Source organism: Cohnella lubricantis (assembly GCF_014212015.1).
In the GTDB taxonomy this organism is placed as follows: domain Bacteria; phylum Bacillota; class Bacilli; order Paenibacillales; family Paenibacillaceae; genus Cohnella; species Cohnella lubricantis.
In genome coordinates, this window is record NZ_JACJVN010000002.1 from 19,270 (window position 1) to 39,243 (window position 19,974).

Here is a 19,974-nt window from a genome sequence, read left to right on the forward strand (position 1 = left end):
CTCTCTTCTGCGATTGCCTCTCAGGCGAAGTTCCTTTCCCAGTCTAGCAAAAAACATCCGGTTTGTCCTGCTATTCTATTCAATCGGACCCTCCGTGCGAATCTCGTTTGACTCGCCGGGATAGGCCTCCTTCTGGCGTGACTCGATATTGCACCTCTCCGTTCAGATCCGTGCGATATACCGGAATGCTCCGAGCGGCGATGCGGTCCAGCACAATGGGGGCAGGATGGCCGTATACATTGTTGCGCCCCACGGATATGACGGCTTCTGTCGGATGCCAGCTGTCCAGCCACTCGTCGGTGGTCGATGTCCTGCTGCCATGGTGGCCCGCTTTGAGGACGTCGATCTTGAGAGTGCCTTCACCAACGGCTCCGAGCTCCTCCAGCACTTGGCGTTCGCCCGCGGCTTCCAGATCGCCCGGCAGCAGGAACGTTCTGCCGTACAGCGCGAGAAGCGTCACGATGCTGCGTTCGTTCTGTTCCTCGACTTCCGGAATGGCTGTGCCTGACGCGTCTCCGGCAGCTGGGAACAGCACCTGAAGCGATGCTGTGCGATCCCACTGCCAGCTCATGCCGCCGCTTACGGCATAGATCGGAATACGCAGCCTCTCCGCTAACCGGAATAGACGATCCACGGACTTGTCCGGTTTCAACGATCCATTGAAAATGAGTCGCTTGACCGGAACGCTGCCAAGCACTGCTTCCGCGCCGCCGATATGATCTTGGTCCAGGTGGGTGAGCAGCAGAAAATCAAGCGACCGCACGCCTCTCTGCTTCAGCAGCGGAACAACCGTCTTCTTCCCGACCTCATACGGGTCCTTGCGCTGCCGCCATTCTTCGTTCGCCTTGCCGAACTGGACGGTCCCGCCGGTGTCGATCAAGCCATATCGGCCTTCTCCGCTTCGGATTAAGATGCTGTCTCCCTGTCCGACATCGAGGAACATCACGCCTGCTTGGCGATCCAGCGCCGCCGGGCGGAAGCCCCACGCGAGCCACACCGCCCATAGCAGCGCGATGGCGGCAGGCGCGGCTAAGCGGCGCCAATGACGGCCGCCTGAATTGAGATGCGCCGGAGGCTCGAAGTCGAAGAGCGGGCGCGTCTCTTCGCCGTCGCAGGCGGCGGGTCCGAGCGGCTGCCGTTCCTGCGCCGGCCGCTGCTCGGCAGCCGGCTGCATCCATCGATCCAGCGCCTCGCGCTCTTGGCGCTTCTGTTGGCTTCTCTTCATGTGGGCGATGGTTACGAATTGAATCGCATAGGCGGCTGCCACCCATAGCAGGGATGGCTGCGGCCAGAAGGTCTGCATGCCGGGGACGCCGGCGAGCGCGTCGAGCACCCATTCGGTCAACCGATTGCACCATGAGGCGGCGTCTGCGGCGAGAGCTCCCAGCGGACGCCACAGCAGAGCCAACGCTGCCGATGCCATGCCGAGCGGCATAACGACGAAGCTGATGAACGGCACCAGCACCAGATTCGCGGGAAGCGAGAGGAGATGGAACTGGTGGAAGTAGTAAGCCGACACCGGGAACGAGACCGCCTGCGCGGTGACAGCCACAGCCAGCGCTCCGCGAAGCGAGCGCCAGCGGATCGGAAGCTGCTCCGTCACCGTCGGCACGAAGAGCAGCAAGCCCGCTGTCACGATGAACGACAGCTGGAAGCTAACATTTTCGATCACGAGAGGATCCCATACCAGCATGACCAGCGCGGACGCCGCCAGCAGATGAAGCCCGTCCTTCAGCCTGTTGCGGCGGGCCATATACAGCGCGATCATGCCCATCAGGCACGCGCGGATGGCAGACGGCGAAGCGCCCGTGAGCAGCATGTAGACCGGCAGCGCCGCGATGGTCAGCTCGATGGCTCTCTCCCTCGTGAAGCGAAGCCAAGCGAACAGTCGCAGCAGAATGAAGACGATGACGCCGAAGTGAAGGCCGGAGACGGCCAGCACGTGAGTAAGGCCCAGATTGGAGTACACCGTGTACTGCTCCGGATCGATGTCCTCCTGAATGCCCGCTACCAACCCTTTCATGAAGCCGGCGTCCTTCTCCCCGTACAGGCTGTCCATCCACAGGCTAATGCGCTCCCTTGCCTCATCCGCCCAGCGCAAGGGCAGCGTCAGCAACGGCGGCTTGGCTTCCGTCCGTTCAACCGATCCTGCTCCCTTGGCGCTGACGAGCCAATGAATGTGCTTCCTGTCTAAATAGGCTCGATAGTCGAACCCGCCGAAGTTGCCCGCATCCGCCGGCAGCTGAATCTCTCCCTGCACGCGCAGCAGATCGCCTCGCCGCCAGTGATGGGCGACTTGCTGCTCCTCTTGCTCCTCCAGACGTACGCGAATCCAGAACGACTCCTTCAAGGTAGCGTCAGCTTGCGTCTCCGGCTGCTTCAAGCTTGTTGCCTTCAATTGAAAAGCCGCGATGTCCCCGTCGACCTCGACCACAGAAGCAATCCGGCCGGTTAGTTCGACGGTCTGGCCGTCCGGCTCCGCCAGCAAAGCCGTCAAATGCGTCGCGTAGCGCCAATCGGTCCAAGCCCGCTCGCCTCCCGCAAGCAGCATGGCCGCCGCGCAAGCGGCGAACACGACCGGCGACGCTTTGAAGTAGACCGCGCCTGCGCCAAGGAGGAGGAGCGCTCCGGCGAATGCCAGCAACGCGGCCTTCCCATCCCACAGGCTTAGCATCGCATCACCCGAAACCCAACAGACGACGAACGCAAGCAGCGGTCTTCTGTTCATCATGGAGCTTCCTCCTTCGCAAGAGAATTGTGAGCACAACAAAAAGAACCTCACGCAAAAAAAATGCGATGAGGTTCTTCCTCGTTTACTCGTATGGCGGTCTGCGCAGCGGCAGCTCCGCATTTTTAAGCGATAACGTCCTGAGTCTCCGTATCCGCCGGCGGCGTGTAGCCGTTCAGGCTGCGGAACTGGATGCCTCGCTGCTCCATGAGCTGCTCGACCTTCTCGTAATCCTTCGGATAACGCCGATGGTACACAATCTCGCGAATGCCGCTGTTCGCCAGCATGTTCGCGCACGTCCAGCAAGGCTGGTCCGTGACGTACACCGTCGAGCCTTCCCGATCGATGCGGTCGGTGAAGAGCAGCAGATTCTGCTCCGCGTGAATCGTGCGGATGCATCGCTGTTTTTTCAACATGGTGCTGTCGTCTCCCCTAACGGCCGGCTCGTACTCTTCCACGATCATGCAGCCCGCTTCCGAGCAGTCCGGCACTCCCATCGGAGCCCCGTTATAGGCCGTGCCTAGCAGCTTCTTGCCCTGCACGAGAACGGCGCCGACATGGCGTCTAGGGCAGCGCGAGCGCGTCGATACCATGAAGGCGATATCCATAAAATAAGTGTCCCAGTCTTTGCGCAGGGCTTCTGTCATCTTGCTTGTGACCTCCAAATGCTCAAGCCTGGCTGGCCGCCAGCGCTTGCTCCAAATCGTACAAAATGTCGTCGATTCCCTCGGTGCCGACCGACAACCGGATCATGCCCGGCTGGACGCCGGCCGAGAATTGCTCCTCTTCGCTAAGCTGCTGGTGCGTCGTGCTCGCAGGGTGAATGATAAGCGACTTGGAATCGCCGACGTTCGCCAGATGCGAGAACAGCTGGACCGCGTTAATGACCTTCTTGCCGGCTTCGAGACCGCCCTTGATGCCGAAGGTCAGGATGGCGCCTTGGCCCTTCGCCAAGTAGCGGCGTGCCTGTCCGTAGGACGGATGATTCTCCAATCCCGGGTAGTTAACCCATTCGACAGCCGGATGCTGTTCGAGGAACTTCGCGACCGCGAGCGCGTTCGCGCTATGGCGTTCCATTCGCAGATGCAGCGTCTCCAGCCCTTGGAGGAACAGGAACGAGTTGAACGGCGACAGCGCCGCGCCCATGTCCCGAAGCAGCTGCACGCGCATCTTGATAATATAGGCGACCGGCCCCACCGCATCGGCATAGACGACGCCATGGTAGCTCGGATCCGGCTCGGTTAAGCCCGGGAACTTGCCGCTGGCCTTCCAATCGAACTTCCCGCCGTCGACGACGATGCCGCCGATGGACGTCCCATGTCCGCCGATGAATTTGGTCGCCGAATGCACGACGATATCTGCGCCGAAGTCAATCGGTCGGCACAGGTACGGCGTCGCGAACGTATTGTCGATGATGAGGGGAACCCCGTTCTCATGCGCGATCGCCGCAACCGCTGAGATGTCGAGCACGTCGCCCTTCGGGTTGCCGATCGTCTCCGCATAGAGCGCCTTCGTCTTCGGCGTGATGGCCGCGCGGAAGTTGTCCGGGTCGGAAGAATCAACGAACTTCACGGTGATGCCAAGCTTCTTCAGCGTAATCGCGAACAGATTATAAGTGCCGCCGTACAAGCTTGAGGAAGAGACGATCTCGTCGCCCGCTTCCGCTATGTTCAGGATGGAATACGTAATGGCGGCTTGTCCGGATGCGACGGATAACGCGCCGGCTCCGCCCTCCAGTTGGGCAACTCGCTGTTCAAATACATCGGATGTCGGATTCATGATGCGTGTGTAGATGTTGCCGAATTCCTTCAAGGCGAATAGATTGGCTGCGTGCTCAGTGTCACGGAAGCCATACGAGCTTGTCTGGTAAATTGGCACGGCGCGGGACAGCGTAGCGGGATCAATCTGCTGTCCGGCATGAACGGCAAGCGTATCCAAAGAGAAATCGCGTTGCTCCGACATGAATCCGATAACCTCCCATTATCCATATGGTAATTCTCTCTTATTTTCGCACATTTTCTAGCAGGAAGGAAGTGCTAGACGGTGACTTCCGAACGAATGCCTTCCAGCAGCTTCGAGCCGATCCCTCTGACGTTCAATAGTTCATCGACATTGTGAAAAGCACCCTGTTGCTCTCGATATTCCACGATCGCCTGCGCCTTCGCCGGACCGATGCCCTTCAGCGCGTCCAACTGCTCCGCCGTCGCCGTGTTCAAGTTCAGCTTCCCCGGCGCTTCAGCGGTCGGGCTGGCGCTTGCTCCGGCGACAGGGGATGCCTTCGGCGGCTCGGCAGGGCTTGTCCCGTCCGCGGCAGGCGATGCGGCGGCAGCGGAGCCGGCTGCCGAGCCTGCGGATCCATCTACGTTGTCCCTGCCGGCGTCTGATCCGCTCATCGCGGCAGATCCCTTCTCCGCTGCGCCAGCCTTGCCGCCGGCCGTCTCTTCGCCCAGCGCTTCAGCTACTTGGGCGTTGACAGGCTCCCAGCCGGGAATAGCCGCCGAGCCGGCCGGCTGAAGGAGCACATAGCCGAGCAGCGCGGCGCCGGCCAGCGCAAGAGCTCCCGCTGCTCTTCCCCGCGCACCCGGCAGCCGAATTCTCCCGCTTCGTCTCATCTTCATCTTCTCCTCTCTCATTGGCTTCCGTAGCAGATCTCAGCTTCAGCCTCAGGCTTCATCATCTGATCATCTGTTCCCCATCGTCCATGCTCATCTTCCGCTCTGCATCGCCTTTGTTGCGTCCCGCGCAACAAAAAATGTCATGTCGGCCAACCTGCCGCACATAAATTAGGGTGAACAAACCGCGTCGAGAGGAGGGACGAAGATGAAGGCTGGCTTCATCGGCGCCGGCAGCATGGGCAGCTTGCTTACGGGATCATTCCTGCGGGCGGGAGCTTTCTCGCCCTCGGATCTAACGGTTGCCACCCGCACCCGGTCCAAAGCGGAGGCGCTGGCTGAACGCTATCCCGGCCTTGTCGTCGCCCCCGCCAATATCCTCGCCGCTCAGGATCAAGAGCTGATCTTCCTATGCGTGAAGCCGCTTGACTACCGATCGGTGCTTGACGATATACGGCCCGCGCTCAGGCCGGAGCAGACGATCATCTCCATTACAAGCCCGGTGACCATCGCCCAATTGGAAGCAATCGTTCCATGCAAGGTGGCCAAAGTCATCCCGAGCATCGTGAACGAAGCGTGTCTCGGCGCCAGCTTGTTCATGTTCGGCTCGCGCCTTGCCGCTGCCGACCGCGAAGCGCTCATGCGGCTGTTCTCTGCGATTAGCCGGCCCGTCGAAATTCCCGAGCAGGAGGTACGGGCCGCCTCGGACCTGTCGAGCTGCGGACCGGCGTTCATGGCTTGCCTGCTCGAGCAATTCATCGACGCCGCCGCCTCGACCGGCATGGACCGGCAGCTTGCCACGACACTGGCTTGCGAGATGCTCTTCGGGACGGCTCATATTCTGCAAAGCGGCTTCTGTTCGCCTGAACAGCTGCAGAAGCGCGTCTCCGTGCCCGGCGGCATAACCGCAGCTGCGCTGGAGGAGCTGCGCCGAGCGACGGACGGCGCCTTCCTGCGCGTGCTGCAGACGACGCACGAGAAGTTCGCCGAAGATCTGCGCAAGGTCGAGCGCTCGCTTCGCCCGTAGCGGAATCCGCGGTTATGCGCTTGGACAGATCATCCTCTTAAGACGGCAAAAGGGCGGCTCTCCCCATGGAGAGGCCGCCCCTTCTTCGTTAGTTGGCTACAATGTTGACGAGCTTGCCCTTGACTGCAATGATCTTGCGAACGGTCTTGCCGTTGATGAGCGCTTGCACCTTCTCCAATCCGAGTGCCTTATCCTTCATGCCTTCCTCGTCCAGATCCGCTGCGATCAAGACGCGATCGGCGATCTTGCCGTTCACCTGCACCGCGATCTCGACCTCCGCATCGACCGTCAGCGCCGGATCGTATTCCGGCCAAGGCGCATAGGTTACCGACTCGGTGTGGCCGAGACGCTCCCACAGCTCTTCGGCAATATGCGGAGCGGAAGGCGACAGCATCTGCACGAAGTGCTCCATCGCTTGCTTCGGCAGCACTTCTGCTTTGTAGGCTTCGTTGATGAAGATCATCATCTGGCTGATCGCCGTATTGAAGCGCAGCGCTTCGTAATCTTCCGTGATCTTCTTAATCGTCCGGTGCCACGTTCGGCGGAACGCTTCGTCGCCCGGCACGTCTTGAATCTTCTCGTTCAAGCGGCCGTTGTCATCGATGAACAGCCGCCATACGCGCGCCAGGAAGCGGTGCATCCCTTCGACGCCGTTCGTGTTCCACGGCTTCGTCGCTTCCAGCGGGCCCATGAACATCTCGTACAGCCGCAGCGTATCGGCGCCGAATTCGCTTACGATATCGTCCGGGTTGATGACGTTGCCGCGGGACTTGGACATCTTCTCGTTGTTCGTGCCGAGAATCATCCCTTGGTTCACGAGCTTCTGGAACGGCTCCTTCGTCGATACGACGCCGATGTCATACAGCACCTTGTGCCAGAACCGCGCGTACAGCAGGTGCAATACCGCATGCTCCGCGCCGCCGATGTACAGATCGACCGGCAGCCATTGCTTCTGCTTCTCGAAGGAGACCAGCTCCTTGTCATTGTGCGGATCGATGAACCGCAGGAAGTACCACGAGCTGCCCGCCCATTGCGGCATCGTGTTCGTCTCGCGGCGGGCCCGGCGGCCTTGCTTGTCAACCACGTTCACCCAGTCCGCCGCGTTCGCCAGCGGCGATTCGCCCGTGCCGGACGGCTTGATCTCGTCCATCTCGGGAAGCAGCAGCGGCAGCTCCTCTTCCGGCACCGTCTCCATCGTGCCGTCCTCGTAGTGCAGCACCGGAATCGGCTCGCCCCAGTAGCGTTGGCGACTGAACAGCCAGTCGCGCAGCCGGTACGTGACCTTGCCGGCGCCTTTGCCGTTCTCTTCGAGCCAAGCGATCATCTTCGCGATGCCGTCCGCCTTGTTCAGGCCATTCAGGAAATCGGAGTTGACGTGCACGCCGTCTTCCGTGTAAGCCGCTTCCTGCACGTTGCCGCCGCTGAGAACTTCAACGATCGGCAAGCCGAACTTCTTCGCGAACTCCCAGTCCCGCTCGTCGTGCGCCGGAACGGCCATGATCGCGCCGGTGCCGTAGCCGCCCAGCACGTAGTCGGCGATCCAGATCGGCACCTTCGCGCCGCTCGCCGGATTGACCGCATACGCGCCCGTGAACACGCCCGTCTTCTCCTTCGCCAGCTCCGTGCGCTCCATATCGCTCTTGTGCGACGCTTGCTCTATATACGCTTCGACAGCCGTCTTCTGCTCTGCAGTCGTAATCGCGCTTACCAGCTCATGCTCCGGCGCCAGCACGCAATACGTCGCGCCGAACAGCGTATCGGGACGGGTCGTGAACACCGTCAGCGACGCATCCGGATGTCCGTCGATGGCGAACGTCACTTCCGCGCCCTTCGACTTGCCGATCCAGTTGCGCTGCATCTCCTTGATGCTCTCCGGCCAGTCAACCTCTTCCAGATCGTCCAGCAGCCGGTCCGCATAAGCCGTAATCTTCAGCATCCATTGGCGCATCGGCATGCGGATGACCGGATGCCCGCCGCGTTCGCTTACACCGTTAATGACTTCCTCGTTCGCCAGCGTCGTGCCGAGCGCGGGACACCAGTTAACCGGCACTTCCGCCACGTAGGCGAGGCCCTTCTTGTACAATTGGATGAAGATCCACTGTGTCCACTTGTAATACGCCGGATCGGTCGTGCTGACCTCGCGGTCCCAATCGTACGAGAAGCCGAGCGACTTGATCTGGCGGCGGAAGTTGTCGATGTTGTTCACCGTGAAGTCGCGCGGATGGTTGCCCGTCTGGATCGCGTACTGCTCGGCCGGCAGGCCGAATGCGTCCCAGCCCATCGGGTGCAGCACGTTGTAGCCGCGCATCCGCTTGTAGCGGCTGACGATATCCGTCGCCGTATAGCCTTCGGGATGGCCGACGTGAAGGCCGGCTCCGGACGGATAAGGGAACATGTCGAGCGCATAAAATTTAGGCTTGCTCGCATCCTCCGTCGTGCGGAACGTCTTGTTCTCGTCCCAATGCCGCTGCCATTTCGGTTCGATTGTCTGCGGCTTATAGCCGTGCTGATTGTCTTGTGCCATGGTCCTCAGTACCCCTCTCTCGATTCCAAAAAAACATTGGAGCTCCGGCCGTTCATCCGCCGCTTCTCCAAAACATCAAAAAATCCTCCCGCCCCAGCGTCTGTTCACGCTAGGGACGAGAGGATTAGTTCCCGTGGTACCACCCTAGTTGACGGTTGCCCTGCTTGGGCTGCCGTCCACTCTTGCTCCTTAACGCGGAGGCGACGCCAGGCTTCCCGTCCGAAGACGGCTTATGCGCGGAGGCTCCAAGGCGAGTTCGAAGCGGCTGTCAACCGGCTTGCACCTTCCGCCGGCTCTCTGCATGACGCGTTGCCTCTACTGCTCCTTATCATGGCCAATCACTATGAATTATGCCCTGATTATAGCGGCCTGAAACGTTGCGTGTCAAGCGGCACAAGCGTTAGCAGGCTCTATTGGCCGGCCGAGATACTCGGCTTGGACGCGTAACTCCGGCGCTTTGGGCCGCTTTCAGGCCGAGATACTCGGCTTGGACGCGTAACTCCGGCGCTTTGGGCCGCTTTCAGGCCGAGATACTCGGCTTGGACGTGTAACTCAGGCGCTCTGGGCAGCTTTCAGGCCGAGATACTCGGCTTGGACGCGTAACTCCGGCGCTTTGGGCCGCTTTCAGGCCGAGATACTCGGCTTGAACGCGTAACTCCGGCGCTTTGAGCCGCTTTCAGGCCGAGATTCTCGGCTTGGACGCGTAACTCCGGCGCTTTGGGCCGCTTTCAGGCCAAGATACTCGGCTTGGACGCGTAACTCAGGCGCTCTTGGCCGCTTTCAGGCCGAGATACTCGGCTTGGACGCGTAACTCAGGCGCTTTTGGGCCGCTTTCAGGCCGAGATACTCGGCTTGGACGCGTAACTCCGGCGCTCTGGGCCGCTTTCAGGCCGAGATACTCGGCTTAGACGTGTAACTCAGGCGCTTTGCGCCGCTTTCAGGCCAAGATACTCGGCTTAAACGTGTAACTCCGGCGCTCTGGGCCGCTTTCAGGCCGAGATACTCGGCTTAGACGTGTAACTCAGGCGCTCTGGGCCGCTTTCAGGCCGAGATACTCGGCTTAGACGTGTAACTCAGGCGCTCTGGGCCGCTTTCAGGCCGAGATACTCGGCTTGGACGCGTAACTCAGGCGCTCTGAACGCTCAGCCCGGCTTGCGCGCGACGTAGAACAGCCGCTCGGAATCCGCGTTCGGCTCCGTCCACGTGAAGTCCGCGACGAGATGCAGCAGCTCGAAGCCTGCCGCCTGCAGTTGCCCTGCCAGCCAATCCGGTTCATACGCGCGCTGCGTGTGCGATTCCTCGAATCGCCGGTACAGCGTATCGCCGCTAGCAGCCCCGTCCGCATCTTCCCGCACGAAGAACGTCAAGTCATGCTCAATCTCCTGTCGGACCGGGTCGTAGTCGCTCGTCCATAGATAGGCGACGTCCTTCTCGTCCAGCACGAACGGCTGCTCTTCGGCGTAACGCTCCAGCTGCTTCGGCGCATGCACGTCGAACAGGAACAAGCCGCCCGGGGCGAGCGAATCGAACGTCCGCCGGAACGTCGCTGTCACGTCTTCCTTCTCCGTCAGATAATTCAAGCTGTCGCAGAAGCAGAGCACCGCGTCCACCGGCACCGGAAGCTCCCAGTCGCGCATATCCTGCTGCAGCCAGCGGATCGTGCCCGGCTCGTCCGCCTGGCGGCTATTGCGGCCGCCCGACTCCCACTTGCTGCGGGCGATGGCGAGCATATCCGCCGACAGGTCGATGCCGAATACGGAGAAGCCCGCCTTGGCCAGAGGAATGGAGACGTTGCCGGTTCCGCAAGCGAGATCGACGACCGTCTTCGGCATGCCGTACTTCTCCCATGAACGCCGTGCAAAATTCATCCACTCCGAGTAAGGCATATCCTCCATCAGCCGGTCGTATACCGACGCGAAGCGCCGATAAGAACGCATCCTGTCCCCTCCTCTACCCCTGCCTATTCAGCCCTTAGTCCCGTCGGCTGTCCCCTTCACCGGAAGCCGCTTCGCCTCCGGCAGCCGTGCCGGTCTCCGTCAGCTTCGTCCAGCTGCCTTCCTGCGTCACGAGCCCTTCCTTCATCAGCTTGCCGACGGCTCGCTTAAACGCCGACTTGCTCATCTCGAAGCGGCGCTGAATGACGTCAGCCGGCGATTCGTCGCTATACGGCATCGCGCCGCCCGGCCGCTCGCGCAGGAACGCGAGCAGGCGGTCGGCATCCTCGAGCCGCCCCTTCTCCTTCGCCGGGCGCATGGACAGCGTCACGCGCCCGTCCTTGCGAACCTGCGTGACACGGCCGCGCACCTTCTCGCCGATCCGCAGCGGGCGCGAAGCGCCGGCATTCGGGATGTAACCCAGCGCGCCGAAGCCCAGCACGCCGCCTTCCACGAGCACGAAGTAGCCGTCGCGGAACGCATCCGTCACCCAAGCGTCCTTCTCTTCGTGATGCCACGAAGACGGCGCGCGGAACACAAGCGGCTGCAGGTCTTCGATTCGGGCGAGCCGCGCGAGCATCCGCCCTTCCTTGTCGTGCTTCATGATGACATGGAGCTCGTCGCCCGGCTTCGGCCAGATGTCATGGCGCAAGCCCAGCTCCTTCACCGGCAGCAGCAACTGGCGGCTGATGCCGATCTCCAGGAAGCAGCCGAAGCGCGGGTGGAAATCCGCCATTTGCAGACGGCCCAATTCACCTAAAGTAAGCAGCGGGCGCTTCCGCGTCGCCGTTAGCCGCCCCTTGTCATCGTGGAACAGGAACACCTCGACGTCCACTCCGACCTCGTAGCGCGCTCCTTCCGTCTCCCCGTAAGGAAGCAGCACCTCAGGGCCCTCCTCCGCATCCCATTCGCCCAGGAAGTAGCCGAACGGCGACTTCTCCCGATTAACGCGAAGCTCCGCCATCGTGCCTGCGACTAGACTCATGCGAACGTCACGGCCTTGGCGTCCGACCACAGACGCTCGAGGTGATAATACTCCCGCTCCTCGCGGTGGAACACGTGCGCGACGACGTCGCCCATATCGACCAGCACCCAGCGGGCCGTGTCCATCCCTTCCAGGCGCACGAGGCAGCCCAGCTCCTCCGCTTGCTTGCGGATCTCCGTCGCGATCGACTGCACTTGCGTATCGGAGTTGCCATGACAGATGACGAAATAATCGGCCACGAGCGAGATCCCCTTCAGATCCAGCGCGACGAGCTCATGCGCTTTCTTGTCTTCCGCTGCGCCTATTGCAGCTTTCAGCAATTTGTCGGACGATACGGCCATATCCCGACCTCCCAATTTTATTTATGCTAATGATGCCCGTTCGTTCTCTCGAATGCCCCGAATGAGGTCGTTGCGCGACAGAACGGTTAAGGGGAAAATAACTTTGCCTTTCGACAGCAGGAACGTGATCGTCGAATCGAAACCCGCGACCAGCGCCTCGTCTAGATTCGTCTTCGCCAGCTCGCGAATCCGCTCCACGCCGGGATACTCCCGGCTCGGCTCCATGTAGTCCGCCAGACAGACAATCTTGTCCAGCTTCGTCATCCGCTCCCGGCCCGAGGTATGGTAACGGATCGCATCCAACACCTCTTCGTCGTCAATGCCGTGCTCCTGCCTGACGACCCAAGCGCCGACATGCGCGTGCCACAGCTCTTTGTCGTGCTCGAGCAGCTCCGCCGGTAGCCCCTGCTCGCGGATGATTCTCTCCATCTTCTCGATCGGCCATGCCTTCGTATAATCGTGGAGCAGGGCCGCCAGCCATGCTTTGTCCCGGTCGCCGCCGAAGCGGTCCGCCAGCTCCACCGCCGTCTCGATGACGCCCAAGACGTGCTGCCATCTTCGCTCCGGCATCTGGCTGCGGGTTGCTTCCTTCAACGCTTCACGATTCATATAAGCCATTCCTCCCGATATAATCCCGAACGGCGTCCGGCACCTGATAGCGAATCGAGCGCCCTTCTCGCAGCCTGTCTCGGATTGCCGTGGATGAGATGCCGATCGGCGGCATGGGCGCTTGCAGGATGTTGTCCCGAAGGTAAGCCGGAAGCGCGCTTGCCTCGCTGTCCTCGCCTTGTCGGCGAAGGCAGACGAATCGGACTTGGGCCGCCAGCTCCTCGATCCGGCGCCAATTCGGCAGATCGTTCATCATATCCGTGCCGACGATCCAGTAGAAGCTTCGATCGGGGTGATGCTCCCGGAGAGCCGCCACGGTGTCCACCGTATAGGATACGCCGCCGCGAACCAGTTCTGCATCTTCCGCACGGAAGGCAGGATGATCCGCGATTGCCAGCTTCACCATCTCGAGCCTAGCCTGCGCGTCTGCGCCCGGCTGCGCCTTGTGCGGCGGCACGTTCGTCGGGATGAACCAGACTTCGTCTAAGTCCGCCGCTTCCCGCGCCGCTTCCGCTGCCAGCAGATGGCCGAGGTGAATCGGATCGAACGTGCCGCCCATCAGTCCCGTACGCGCCATGCGTTCTCTCTTCCTCTCCAGCTCTCTTCCTCAGCTCTTGCGGGGAAGGACGATCTCTTTGTGGTCTTTGGATTCCTTGTACAGGACGATCGTCTTGCCGATCACCTGCACGAGCTCGCAGCCGGAGCGCTCCGCGATCTCCGTCGCGATCTCGTGGCGATCGTCGTCGTTGTTGTTCAGGATGTTCACTTTCATCAGCTCGCGAACTTCGATCGCTTCTTCAATGTGGCGAATGAGTTGATCGTTGACGCCGCCCTTGCCGATCTGGAAGACCGGATCGAGATGGTGGGCCAGCGAGCGAAGATATCTTTTCTGTTTGCCGGTTAGCATGAGGTTTTGACCTGCTTTCATCGTGTTAATGGGGACGGAGCCGGTTCGCCGAACGACTCCAGCACCGCGGCGCGCATGGCCTCGGCCGGAGCCGGCTGTCCCGTCCAATATTCAAAGGCGTAGGCGCCTTGGTACACAAACATGCCGAGGCCGCCGTGAATGCGGCAGCCTCTGCCCTCCGCCTGCTTCAGGAAGGCCGTCGTCAGCGGGTTATAGATCAGATCGCTGGCGACGGCTCCCGGACGAAGCCACTGCGGATCGAGCGGGACGGCGTCCACGTTCGGCGACATGCCGACCGATGTCGTGTTAATGACAACATCCGCGTCCTCGCATGCTTCGCGAAGGCGATCCCAATCGAGCGCAGAGACGGGGCTCGAAGCGAAGGACGCCGCAAGTTCGCGGGCTCGCTCCGCCGTTCGGTTAACGAGAACGATCTCGCCCGGATTCTCGCGCGTGAGCGCCCAGACGATGCCGCGCGAGGCGCCGCCGCTGCCGACGACAACGATTCGCTTGCCGGCCAGCTCCGGCTCCGCCTCTTCCTTGAGCGAGCGGACGTAGCCGATGCCGTCGGTGTTGAAGCCGATCAGCCGACCGCCCTCGTTCACGACCGTGTTGACTGCGCCGATCGCCCGCGCGCTCTCGTCGATCTCGTCGAGATGAGGCATCACTTCGATCTTGTGCGGGATCGTGACGTTGAGGCCACGGAAGCCAAGCGCGCGGATGCCGGCGATCGCCTCGCCGAGCCGGTCCGGCGTGACGTGGAAAGCGCCGTAGGCTCCGTTGATCCCAGTCTCCCGAAAAGCCCGGTTCAGCATAATCGGGGACTTGGAATGGCGGATCGGATCGCCGATGACGCCGTATAGCACCGTTTGACTGTCCACTGCCTCTCCCCCTTACAGCATGGCGTCTCGCAGCAGCACCTTCACGCCCTTGGGCGCGTGGATGTCGAGCACGGCGCCGGTCTTGCCGTTCGCCTGAATCCAGCCCAGACCGGAGACGAACACGTCCAGATTCTCGCCGGGCTGTATGCGCAGCCGATGGCGGGTCCAGGACGGCATCTCGTCCAAGTAATCCTTCGACGGCGGCGACAGCAGCTCTCCCTTGTGATTCGCATACAGCTCATCCGCACGTTCCAGCTTCGTCCGATGAATCTTCAAACTGCCGGAGGAGTAAACCGTGAACGACTGGCGTTCGCCCTCGACGAAGTCGAACCGAGCGAGCCCGCCGAAGAACAGCGTCTGTTCCGCGTTCAGCTGATAAGTGATCGGCTTGAGCGGCTTATCCGGCAGGACGGCTTGGAGACTGTCGCGCGGGATGATCTCGGACATCCGGCTCTTGTACACAATTCCCGGCGTGTCGATAATGCTGCGTCCGTCATCCAGCGGAATGTGCACCGCATCCAACGTCGTGCCGGGGTAACGGGAGACCGTCAGCTCGCGGCCAAGGTCGCTGTAATCAGAGATAAGCCGATTGACGAGCGTACTCTTGCCGACGTTCGTCGCGCCGACGACGTAGACGTCGCGGTCGCCGCGCATGTCGCCGATCGTGCTGACGACGCGGTCGAAGCCAATGTTGCGCTTCGCGCTGCACAGAACGACGTCGGCCACCTTGAGGCCGCTCGACCGCGCCAGCTTCTGCACCCAGTTGCGCAGCCGGTTCCAGTTCGTCACGCGAGGCAGCAGGTCGATCTTGTTGACGACAAGCAGCACTGGGTTATTGCCCACGAAGCGCTGCAAGCCGGAGATCAGGCTGCCTTCGAAGTCGAACAAGTCGACGATGTGCACGACGAGGCTATTCGTCGCGGCGATGCCGCCGAGCAGACGCAGAAAATCGTCTTGGTCGATGGCGACCGAAGACGCGTCGTTGTAATTCTTAATTCGAAAACACCGCTGGCAAATAACCGGTTCCCGTGCGGCCGCCGATTCCGGGAGATAGCCCGGACGATTCGGCTCGCTCGTCTGCAGCGCGACGCCGCAGCCGGCACAGCGGCTGATTGTGGCTTGAATGTCTGACAAATTCAGCGTTCCTCCTTCTTCGGCCACAAGCCTTGCTTGCGAAGCCGGGACAGGGCGATTCTCTCAATGCGGCGGTTGATCTTCGTTCCCCAGCCTTCTTCGCCGGGCGCGATCGGAGTGACCAATATCGTATGCAGGCCCATACGGCGTCCGCCGAGCATATCCGTCAGCAACTGGTCGCCGACGACGACCGCTTGATCAGCCTTCAGCTTCAGCAAGCCCAGCGCGCGCTTGAATGCGCCGCCGAACGGCTTGCGGGCAGCCGGTATGTAAGGGATGCCAAGCGGCTTGGCGAACGTGGATACACGCGTCTCATTATTATTGGAAAGGATGACGACCCGAAATCCTTCCTCGTGCACCTTCTCCAGCCAGCCCTTCAGCTCGGGCGTCGCGGTCTTCGTACTCGCGCCGACCAGCGTATTGTCGAGGTCGGTGATGATTCCGCTCACACCGCGGGCGCGCAAGGCGTTCAGATCAATATCAAATACGGTGTTCACGATTTGATCGGGCAGCAACCGTTGGAACATTCCGGATTAATCTCCTGTCTCTAACGAAATGATTGAACAAAATATAACATACCCCGCGTGTCCTTGCAAAAAAAGAAAGGGCTTGCCCTAGTCATCAAGGAACGACTGCGGGCAACCCCTTGCTTCTCGATATGGATAATCGGTATGTATCTCCTTCCGGTTGCTGTACCGTTGTGAAATTTTGATTTGGTAACCTCTTCACGAGGTAATTCCACAACGGCTAAGGCAAACGCTTCGCTCCTCCAGGAGATACATTCCTCTATTCCGCTTCGTTATTGCATTATCACAGAGCCTTGCGGATTCGCTCCGCCGACTGCGAGAACCGGCGGCTCGTCTCCTCATCTACATGATGTCCGCCGTAGCGGGCCGATTCGAATTGGAGCAGAATGCTGTCCAAGTCTTGCCTCAGCCAGTAATAGCGGCCGCCCCAGTCCGTCACCGTCTCGCGAAGCGTGTCGTGCGGGTTGCGTCTGAAGCCTTTGCGCTGCATGAACCTCACCAAGCGCTCCATCTCTCGAACGATCTGCTCATTCGGCGACTCGCGGCGCATGACGAGCTTCTTCCATACAGACGCCAGCTTGCGGCGCTTGAAGACAGCCAATGCCGCAATTGCCAGCAAGATCACAGCGAAAGCCGAATAAATGACTAGCTGTTGCCAATGGGATGCCGCCGCGACCGGCGCGTCAACCTCTGTTGCCGGCGTCGGCTCTGCCGTCGTCGGCGCGATCACCGGCGCATCCTGATGTACCGGCACTGGGATGGAGAAGCCGGACGTCGGCTCGAACGACACCCATCCGTAGCCTTCGAAGTACGCTTCTGCCCAGGAGTGCGCATCGGAGTTGCGGACCGTATAAGTTCCGGCTCCGGATGGATCCGGCATATAGCCGTATCGCTCCGCTTCCTCATCGACTGGACTAGACCCCGCCGTATAGCCTTTGACCCAGCGCGTCGGTATGCCGAGCGTGCGGGCCATCACGACGAAAGCCGTGGAGTAATAATCGCAGTAGCCTTCCTGAATCTCGAACAGGAAAGCGTCGACGACATCGTCGCTCTTCTGCTTGCTCGTATCCGGCGTATTCGTATACGTATAATTATCCTTCAAATACTGCTCCAGCATCTTCAACCGGTCATAATCATTGGCAGCGCCAGCCGTTGCTTGCTTCGCAAGTTCTCCAACCCGATCAGGCAACGATTCCGGCAGCTGCAAATACGGCGTGAGCTCAATCGATGATTTGCCGTAGGACGTGACCCCCGAGAGGCTGCGCAGCTTGTTCTCGTCCAACTCCTGCACTTGGGAGACAACCGTATAGGACTCCACCTGAATCGGCCGTTGGAACCGCAGCTCCCACTCTTCTGAATTCCAGAACAGCTTCGGATTGGAGACGCCTTCGATCTCTTCGACGGCGCTTGCAGGCCCTGCCGCGAACAGGACCGGAATGCGATCCTCGCGAACCATCTTCACTGTCTGCACGATCTCGCGGATGCCTTCCTGCTGCGTACGTTCCGGAGACAAGGGCAAATTATCCGAACCTAGCGTGACTGGAGAAGACGGCGTTCCCTTCACATCGGTCCAGCCTTTGCCCGTGTAGACCGCCTTCGTCTCGCCGCGCCAATAAGACTTCTCATTCGTGGCCACACTCATGACCGGCGAATAGTCGAATTCGAAGCCGCCGCCTATCTCCGCATCGTTGCGTCCATACCCGGACTTGGATGAACCGGAGCTGCCGCTCGACAGGAAGGAGCCGTTGATCAAGTAACCGCCTTCGCCAGCCGAGCTGGGCACGTCCCGATTCTGAGCTTCCATCCACAGCGTATAGGGATCTTCGAGCAGCACCGGAGCCCGTGGCATCGTAACGCCGATCAGCACGAGCAAACCGATGACTGCCGCTGCGGGCACAATGAGCTCGAACGGTCTTGCCGCCAGCGCATCCCAGCTGTCGTAATGGCGATCGCGGAGCATTCGCATGTGGATGACCACAAGCCATCCGAGCCCGGCCAGCACCGTCACGGCGATATGTGGCCATAGCTCGAGCGGATAGAACGAATCGACGGAGGCAAGAACGATGACGGATATAACAATAAGGGCGATTGTCCGAGCGCGGCTCGTGCCCCACGCCGCTATGACGTGCGTGACTAGAATCGCTCCGGCGGCGAGTTCAACATAGGGATGAAGCTGCTCGCCATGGTTCTTCAGAAATGGTCCGGCATACGCCCACTGTCTCCAAGACAATGGCCAGCCGTACCATTGGAATGGCGTGAATGCCAGCGTGGAGATGACCGCCGCGAGCAGTTGAAGCGTCAGCCGGGCGATGAGCGCCCGGGAGATCAGAAGCTCTGTAACGCCGTATACGCCAAGCGTCACATAGAGCACGCGATACGTCTCCGTCCACCAATAGCCTTCGAAGCATTGAATCAATTGCAGCACTAGAACGAGAGCGAACAATCGGTGAAGCCGTTCCATTACGAATCGTCTCCACAGCGCTGACTCTCTGCCGCGGGAGGGGATAACCGCCGATCTCATGCGCTTCCCACCTCCAATGCGTCCATCAGCTCCTCCAGACGGGAGATACGGCAGCATTCCCAGCCTTTGGACAGGAACATGAGCTGCCACTGCCGATACCGCTTCTCTTCCTCTTCTGTTGCCGTCCGCTCGGCGATCAGGACGTGCAGCGCCACTTGGCGTTTGCCTTCCATCGCCTTCAGCGCCATCCCGATCGATTCCTCGGCCAGCGGGCTGACGATCACCATGTAAGCGCCGGGCTCGAAGCGTCCAGAGGCTTCCGCCAGCGCTTCGCCAAGCGTCCCTTGTCCATCCGCTTCAACGTCGATCAGGTGCCTCATCACTTCATCGCGGATGCTGCCGGATTGGCCGACGCCGAACCATCCCTGTTCAGCTCCTGCGGATGCGAAGCCGGCCGGCATCTGCTTGCGGTCGGCAAGCTCCAGAAGTGAAGCTGCCGCGGACACAGCCAATTCGAAGCCTTCGACAGTGCGATAGGAAGCGGCGCACCGATCGAGAACGACGACCAGGCGAGGCAGCGCCTCCCGCTCGTACTCCTTGGACTTCCACTCCCCTGTGCGCGCCGTAGCGTTCCAATGAATGCGGGACATCCGGTCGCCGTGGATATATTCCCGCACTCCGTCGATCTGTGTTGTCTCGCGAGCCCATTGGGTCGCCAGCTTCTGCTGGATGACGCCGGACTTCGACCGCCGCAGCGCCCGCCAATCGCGGAGAGCGACCGTGCGAGGCGTCACTTGAATCTCGAACGGCTGCTCGAAAGAGCCCTTATGCTCGAACAGACCGAAAATATCGCGCGTCGAGCAGTGCGTCCGCAAAAATCGATACCGGCCTCTGCGCAGAGGAGCCGTCTCGTATAGAATCGTCCCCCGCCGCCGGTAATCGGGCACGACGGACAATTCGTAATCCTGTGATTCCGTGCCGGTGACTCGCGTCAGCCGCTCCCGCACAATCACATAAGGAATGGGCCAGAATCCCGGAATTTGGATCCCCAGCTTCACCTTCAGGCGAGTTCCGGCCTGGAACAGCAGAAATTCCGCCGGCCCGCTTCCGCCTGCAAGCGTGCGAACGCCTTGCACTTGGCCGATTCCGCTCCATCTTCCGAGGAACAAGAAGAGCCCCAGCGCATTCAGCATCACGAACAGCATCAAGGAGGTTTTGCCGCCCTGGAACACAAGGAAGAACAACGAGATCAAATACAGTGCGGCGCACAACCACCCGAGCCGGGCAGCCATGAACTTGCTCAT

General features: G+C 60.7%; 17 protein-coding genes and 1 other annotated feature. Of the genes, 1 reads left to right on the top strand and 16 read right to left on the bottom strand.

Features of this window, described 5'->3' with window-relative positions; translation table 11 throughout:
• Positions 1-79 precede the first annotated feature (79 nt).
• From H4Q31_RS00330 to H4Q31_RS00345, 4 genes are all read right to left on the bottom strand, one after another.
• Positions 80-2,731, bottom strand: coding sequence for a ComEC/Rec2 family competence protein (locus tag H4Q31_RS00330; RefSeq protein ID WP_185177081.1), 2,652 nt, complete (start codon positions 2,729-2,731; stop codon positions 80-82).
• A gap of 122 nt (positions 2,732-2,853) precedes the next feature.
• Positions 2,854-3,375 (bottom strand): deoxycytidylate deaminase, encoded by a 522-nt coding sequence (locus H4Q31_RS00335; RefSeq protein WP_185177082.1) that lies wholly within the window; start codon positions 3,373-3,375, stop codon positions 2,854-2,856.
• A gap of 22 nt (positions 3,376-3,397) precedes the next feature.
• Positions 3,398-4,690: a homocysteine synthase gene (locus H4Q31_RS00340; RefSeq protein ID WP_185177083.1), complete on the bottom strand. Its 1,293-nt coding sequence runs from the start codon at positions 4,688-4,690 to the stop codon at positions 3,398-3,400.
• A gap of 74 nt (positions 4,691-4,764) precedes the next feature.
• Positions 4,765-5,340: a ComEA family DNA-binding protein gene (locus tag H4Q31_RS00345; protein WP_185177084.1), complete on the bottom strand. Its 576-nt coding sequence runs from the start codon at positions 5,338-5,340 to the stop codon at positions 4,765-4,767.
• Between the two features lie 208 nt (positions 5,341-5,548).
• Here H4Q31_RS00345 and comER point away from each other — a divergent pair, with 208 nt between their 5' ends.
• Positions 5,549-6,367 (top strand): late competence protein ComER, encoded by an 819-nt coding sequence (comER, locus tag H4Q31_RS00350; protein WP_185177085.1) that lies wholly within the window; start codon positions 5,549-5,551, stop codon positions 6,365-6,367.
• Positions 6,368-6,455: 88 nt separating this feature from the next.
• Here comER and leuS read toward each other — a convergent pair whose 3' ends face one another.
• From leuS to H4Q31_RS00410, 12 genes are all read right to left on the bottom strand, one after another.
• Positions 6,456-8,891, bottom strand: a complete 2,436-nt coding sequence (leuS, locus tag H4Q31_RS00355; protein ID WP_185177086.1) for a leucine--tRNA ligase — start codon at positions 8,889-8,891, stop codon at positions 6,456-6,458.
• 108 nt (positions 8,892-8,999) lie between these two features.
• Positions 9,000-9,232: a binding site (T-box leader), on the bottom strand.
• A gap of 801 nt (positions 9,233-10,033) precedes the next feature.
• A complete protein-coding gene (locus tag H4Q31_RS00360) occupies positions 10,034-10,828 on the bottom strand; it encodes a class I SAM-dependent DNA methyltransferase (RefSeq protein ID WP_185177087.1) in 795 nt (264 codons plus the stop codon).
• 34 nt (positions 10,829-10,862) lie between these two features.
• Complete coding sequence (locus H4Q31_RS00365; protein WP_185177088.1) at positions 10,863-11,810, bottom strand: CvfB family protein; 948 nt, start codon at positions 11,808-11,810, stop codon at positions 10,863-10,865.
• A complete protein-coding gene (gene rsfS / locus H4Q31_RS00370) occupies positions 11,807-12,151 on the bottom strand; it encodes a ribosome silencing factor (protein WP_185177089.1) in 345 nt (114 codons plus the stop codon). Before rsfS ends, H4Q31_RS00365 begins: the two co-directional genes overlap by 4 nt.
• Before the next feature lie 21 nt (positions 12,152-12,172).
• The gene (yqeK, locus tag H4Q31_RS00375; protein WP_185177090.1) at positions 12,173-12,760 is read right to left on the bottom strand and encodes a bis(5'-nucleosyl)-tetraphosphatase (symmetrical) YqeK; all 588 of its coding nucleotides are present in this window, start codon (positions 12,758-12,760) and stop codon (positions 12,173-12,175) included.
• On the bottom strand, positions 12,750-13,337 hold the full coding sequence (gene nadD, locus H4Q31_RS00380; RefSeq protein WP_185177091.1) for a nicotinate-nucleotide adenylyltransferase: 588 nt from the start codon (positions 13,335-13,337) through the stop codon (positions 12,750-12,752). Before nadD ends, yqeK begins: the two co-directional genes overlap by 11 nt.
• Positions 13,338-13,367: 30 nt before the next feature.
• Entirely contained in the window at positions 13,368-13,667 is a 300-nt protein-coding gene (gene yhbY / locus H4Q31_RS00385; RefSeq protein WP_185177092.1) for a ribosome assembly RNA-binding protein YhbY, read from the bottom strand.
• A gap of 17 nt (positions 13,668-13,684) precedes the next feature.
• Positions 13,685-14,548: a shikimate dehydrogenase gene (locus tag H4Q31_RS00390; protein WP_185177093.1), complete on the bottom strand. Its 864-nt coding sequence runs from the start codon at positions 14,546-14,548 to the stop codon at positions 13,685-13,687.
• Positions 14,549-14,560: 12 nt separating this feature from the next.
• Positions 14,561-15,673, bottom strand: coding sequence for a ribosome biogenesis GTPase YqeH (yqeH, locus tag H4Q31_RS00395; protein WP_185177114.1), 1,113 nt, complete (start codon positions 15,671-15,673; stop codon positions 14,561-14,563).
• Between the two features lie 11 nt (positions 15,674-15,684).
• Entirely contained in the window at positions 15,685-16,209 is a 525-nt protein-coding gene (locus tag H4Q31_RS00400; RefSeq protein ID WP_185177094.1) for a YqeG family HAD IIIA-type phosphatase, read from the bottom strand.
• A gap of 283 nt (positions 16,210-16,492) precedes the next feature.
• Complete coding sequence (locus H4Q31_RS00405) at positions 16,493-18,730, bottom strand: transglutaminase TgpA family protein (protein WP_185177095.1); 2,238 nt, start codon at positions 18,728-18,730, stop codon at positions 16,493-16,495.
• Positions 18,727-19,974: a DUF58 domain-containing protein gene (locus H4Q31_RS00410; RefSeq protein ID WP_185177096.1), complete on the bottom strand. Its 1,248-nt coding sequence runs from the start codon at positions 19,972-19,974 to the stop codon at positions 18,727-18,729. Before H4Q31_RS00410 ends, H4Q31_RS00405 begins: the two co-directional genes overlap by 4 nt.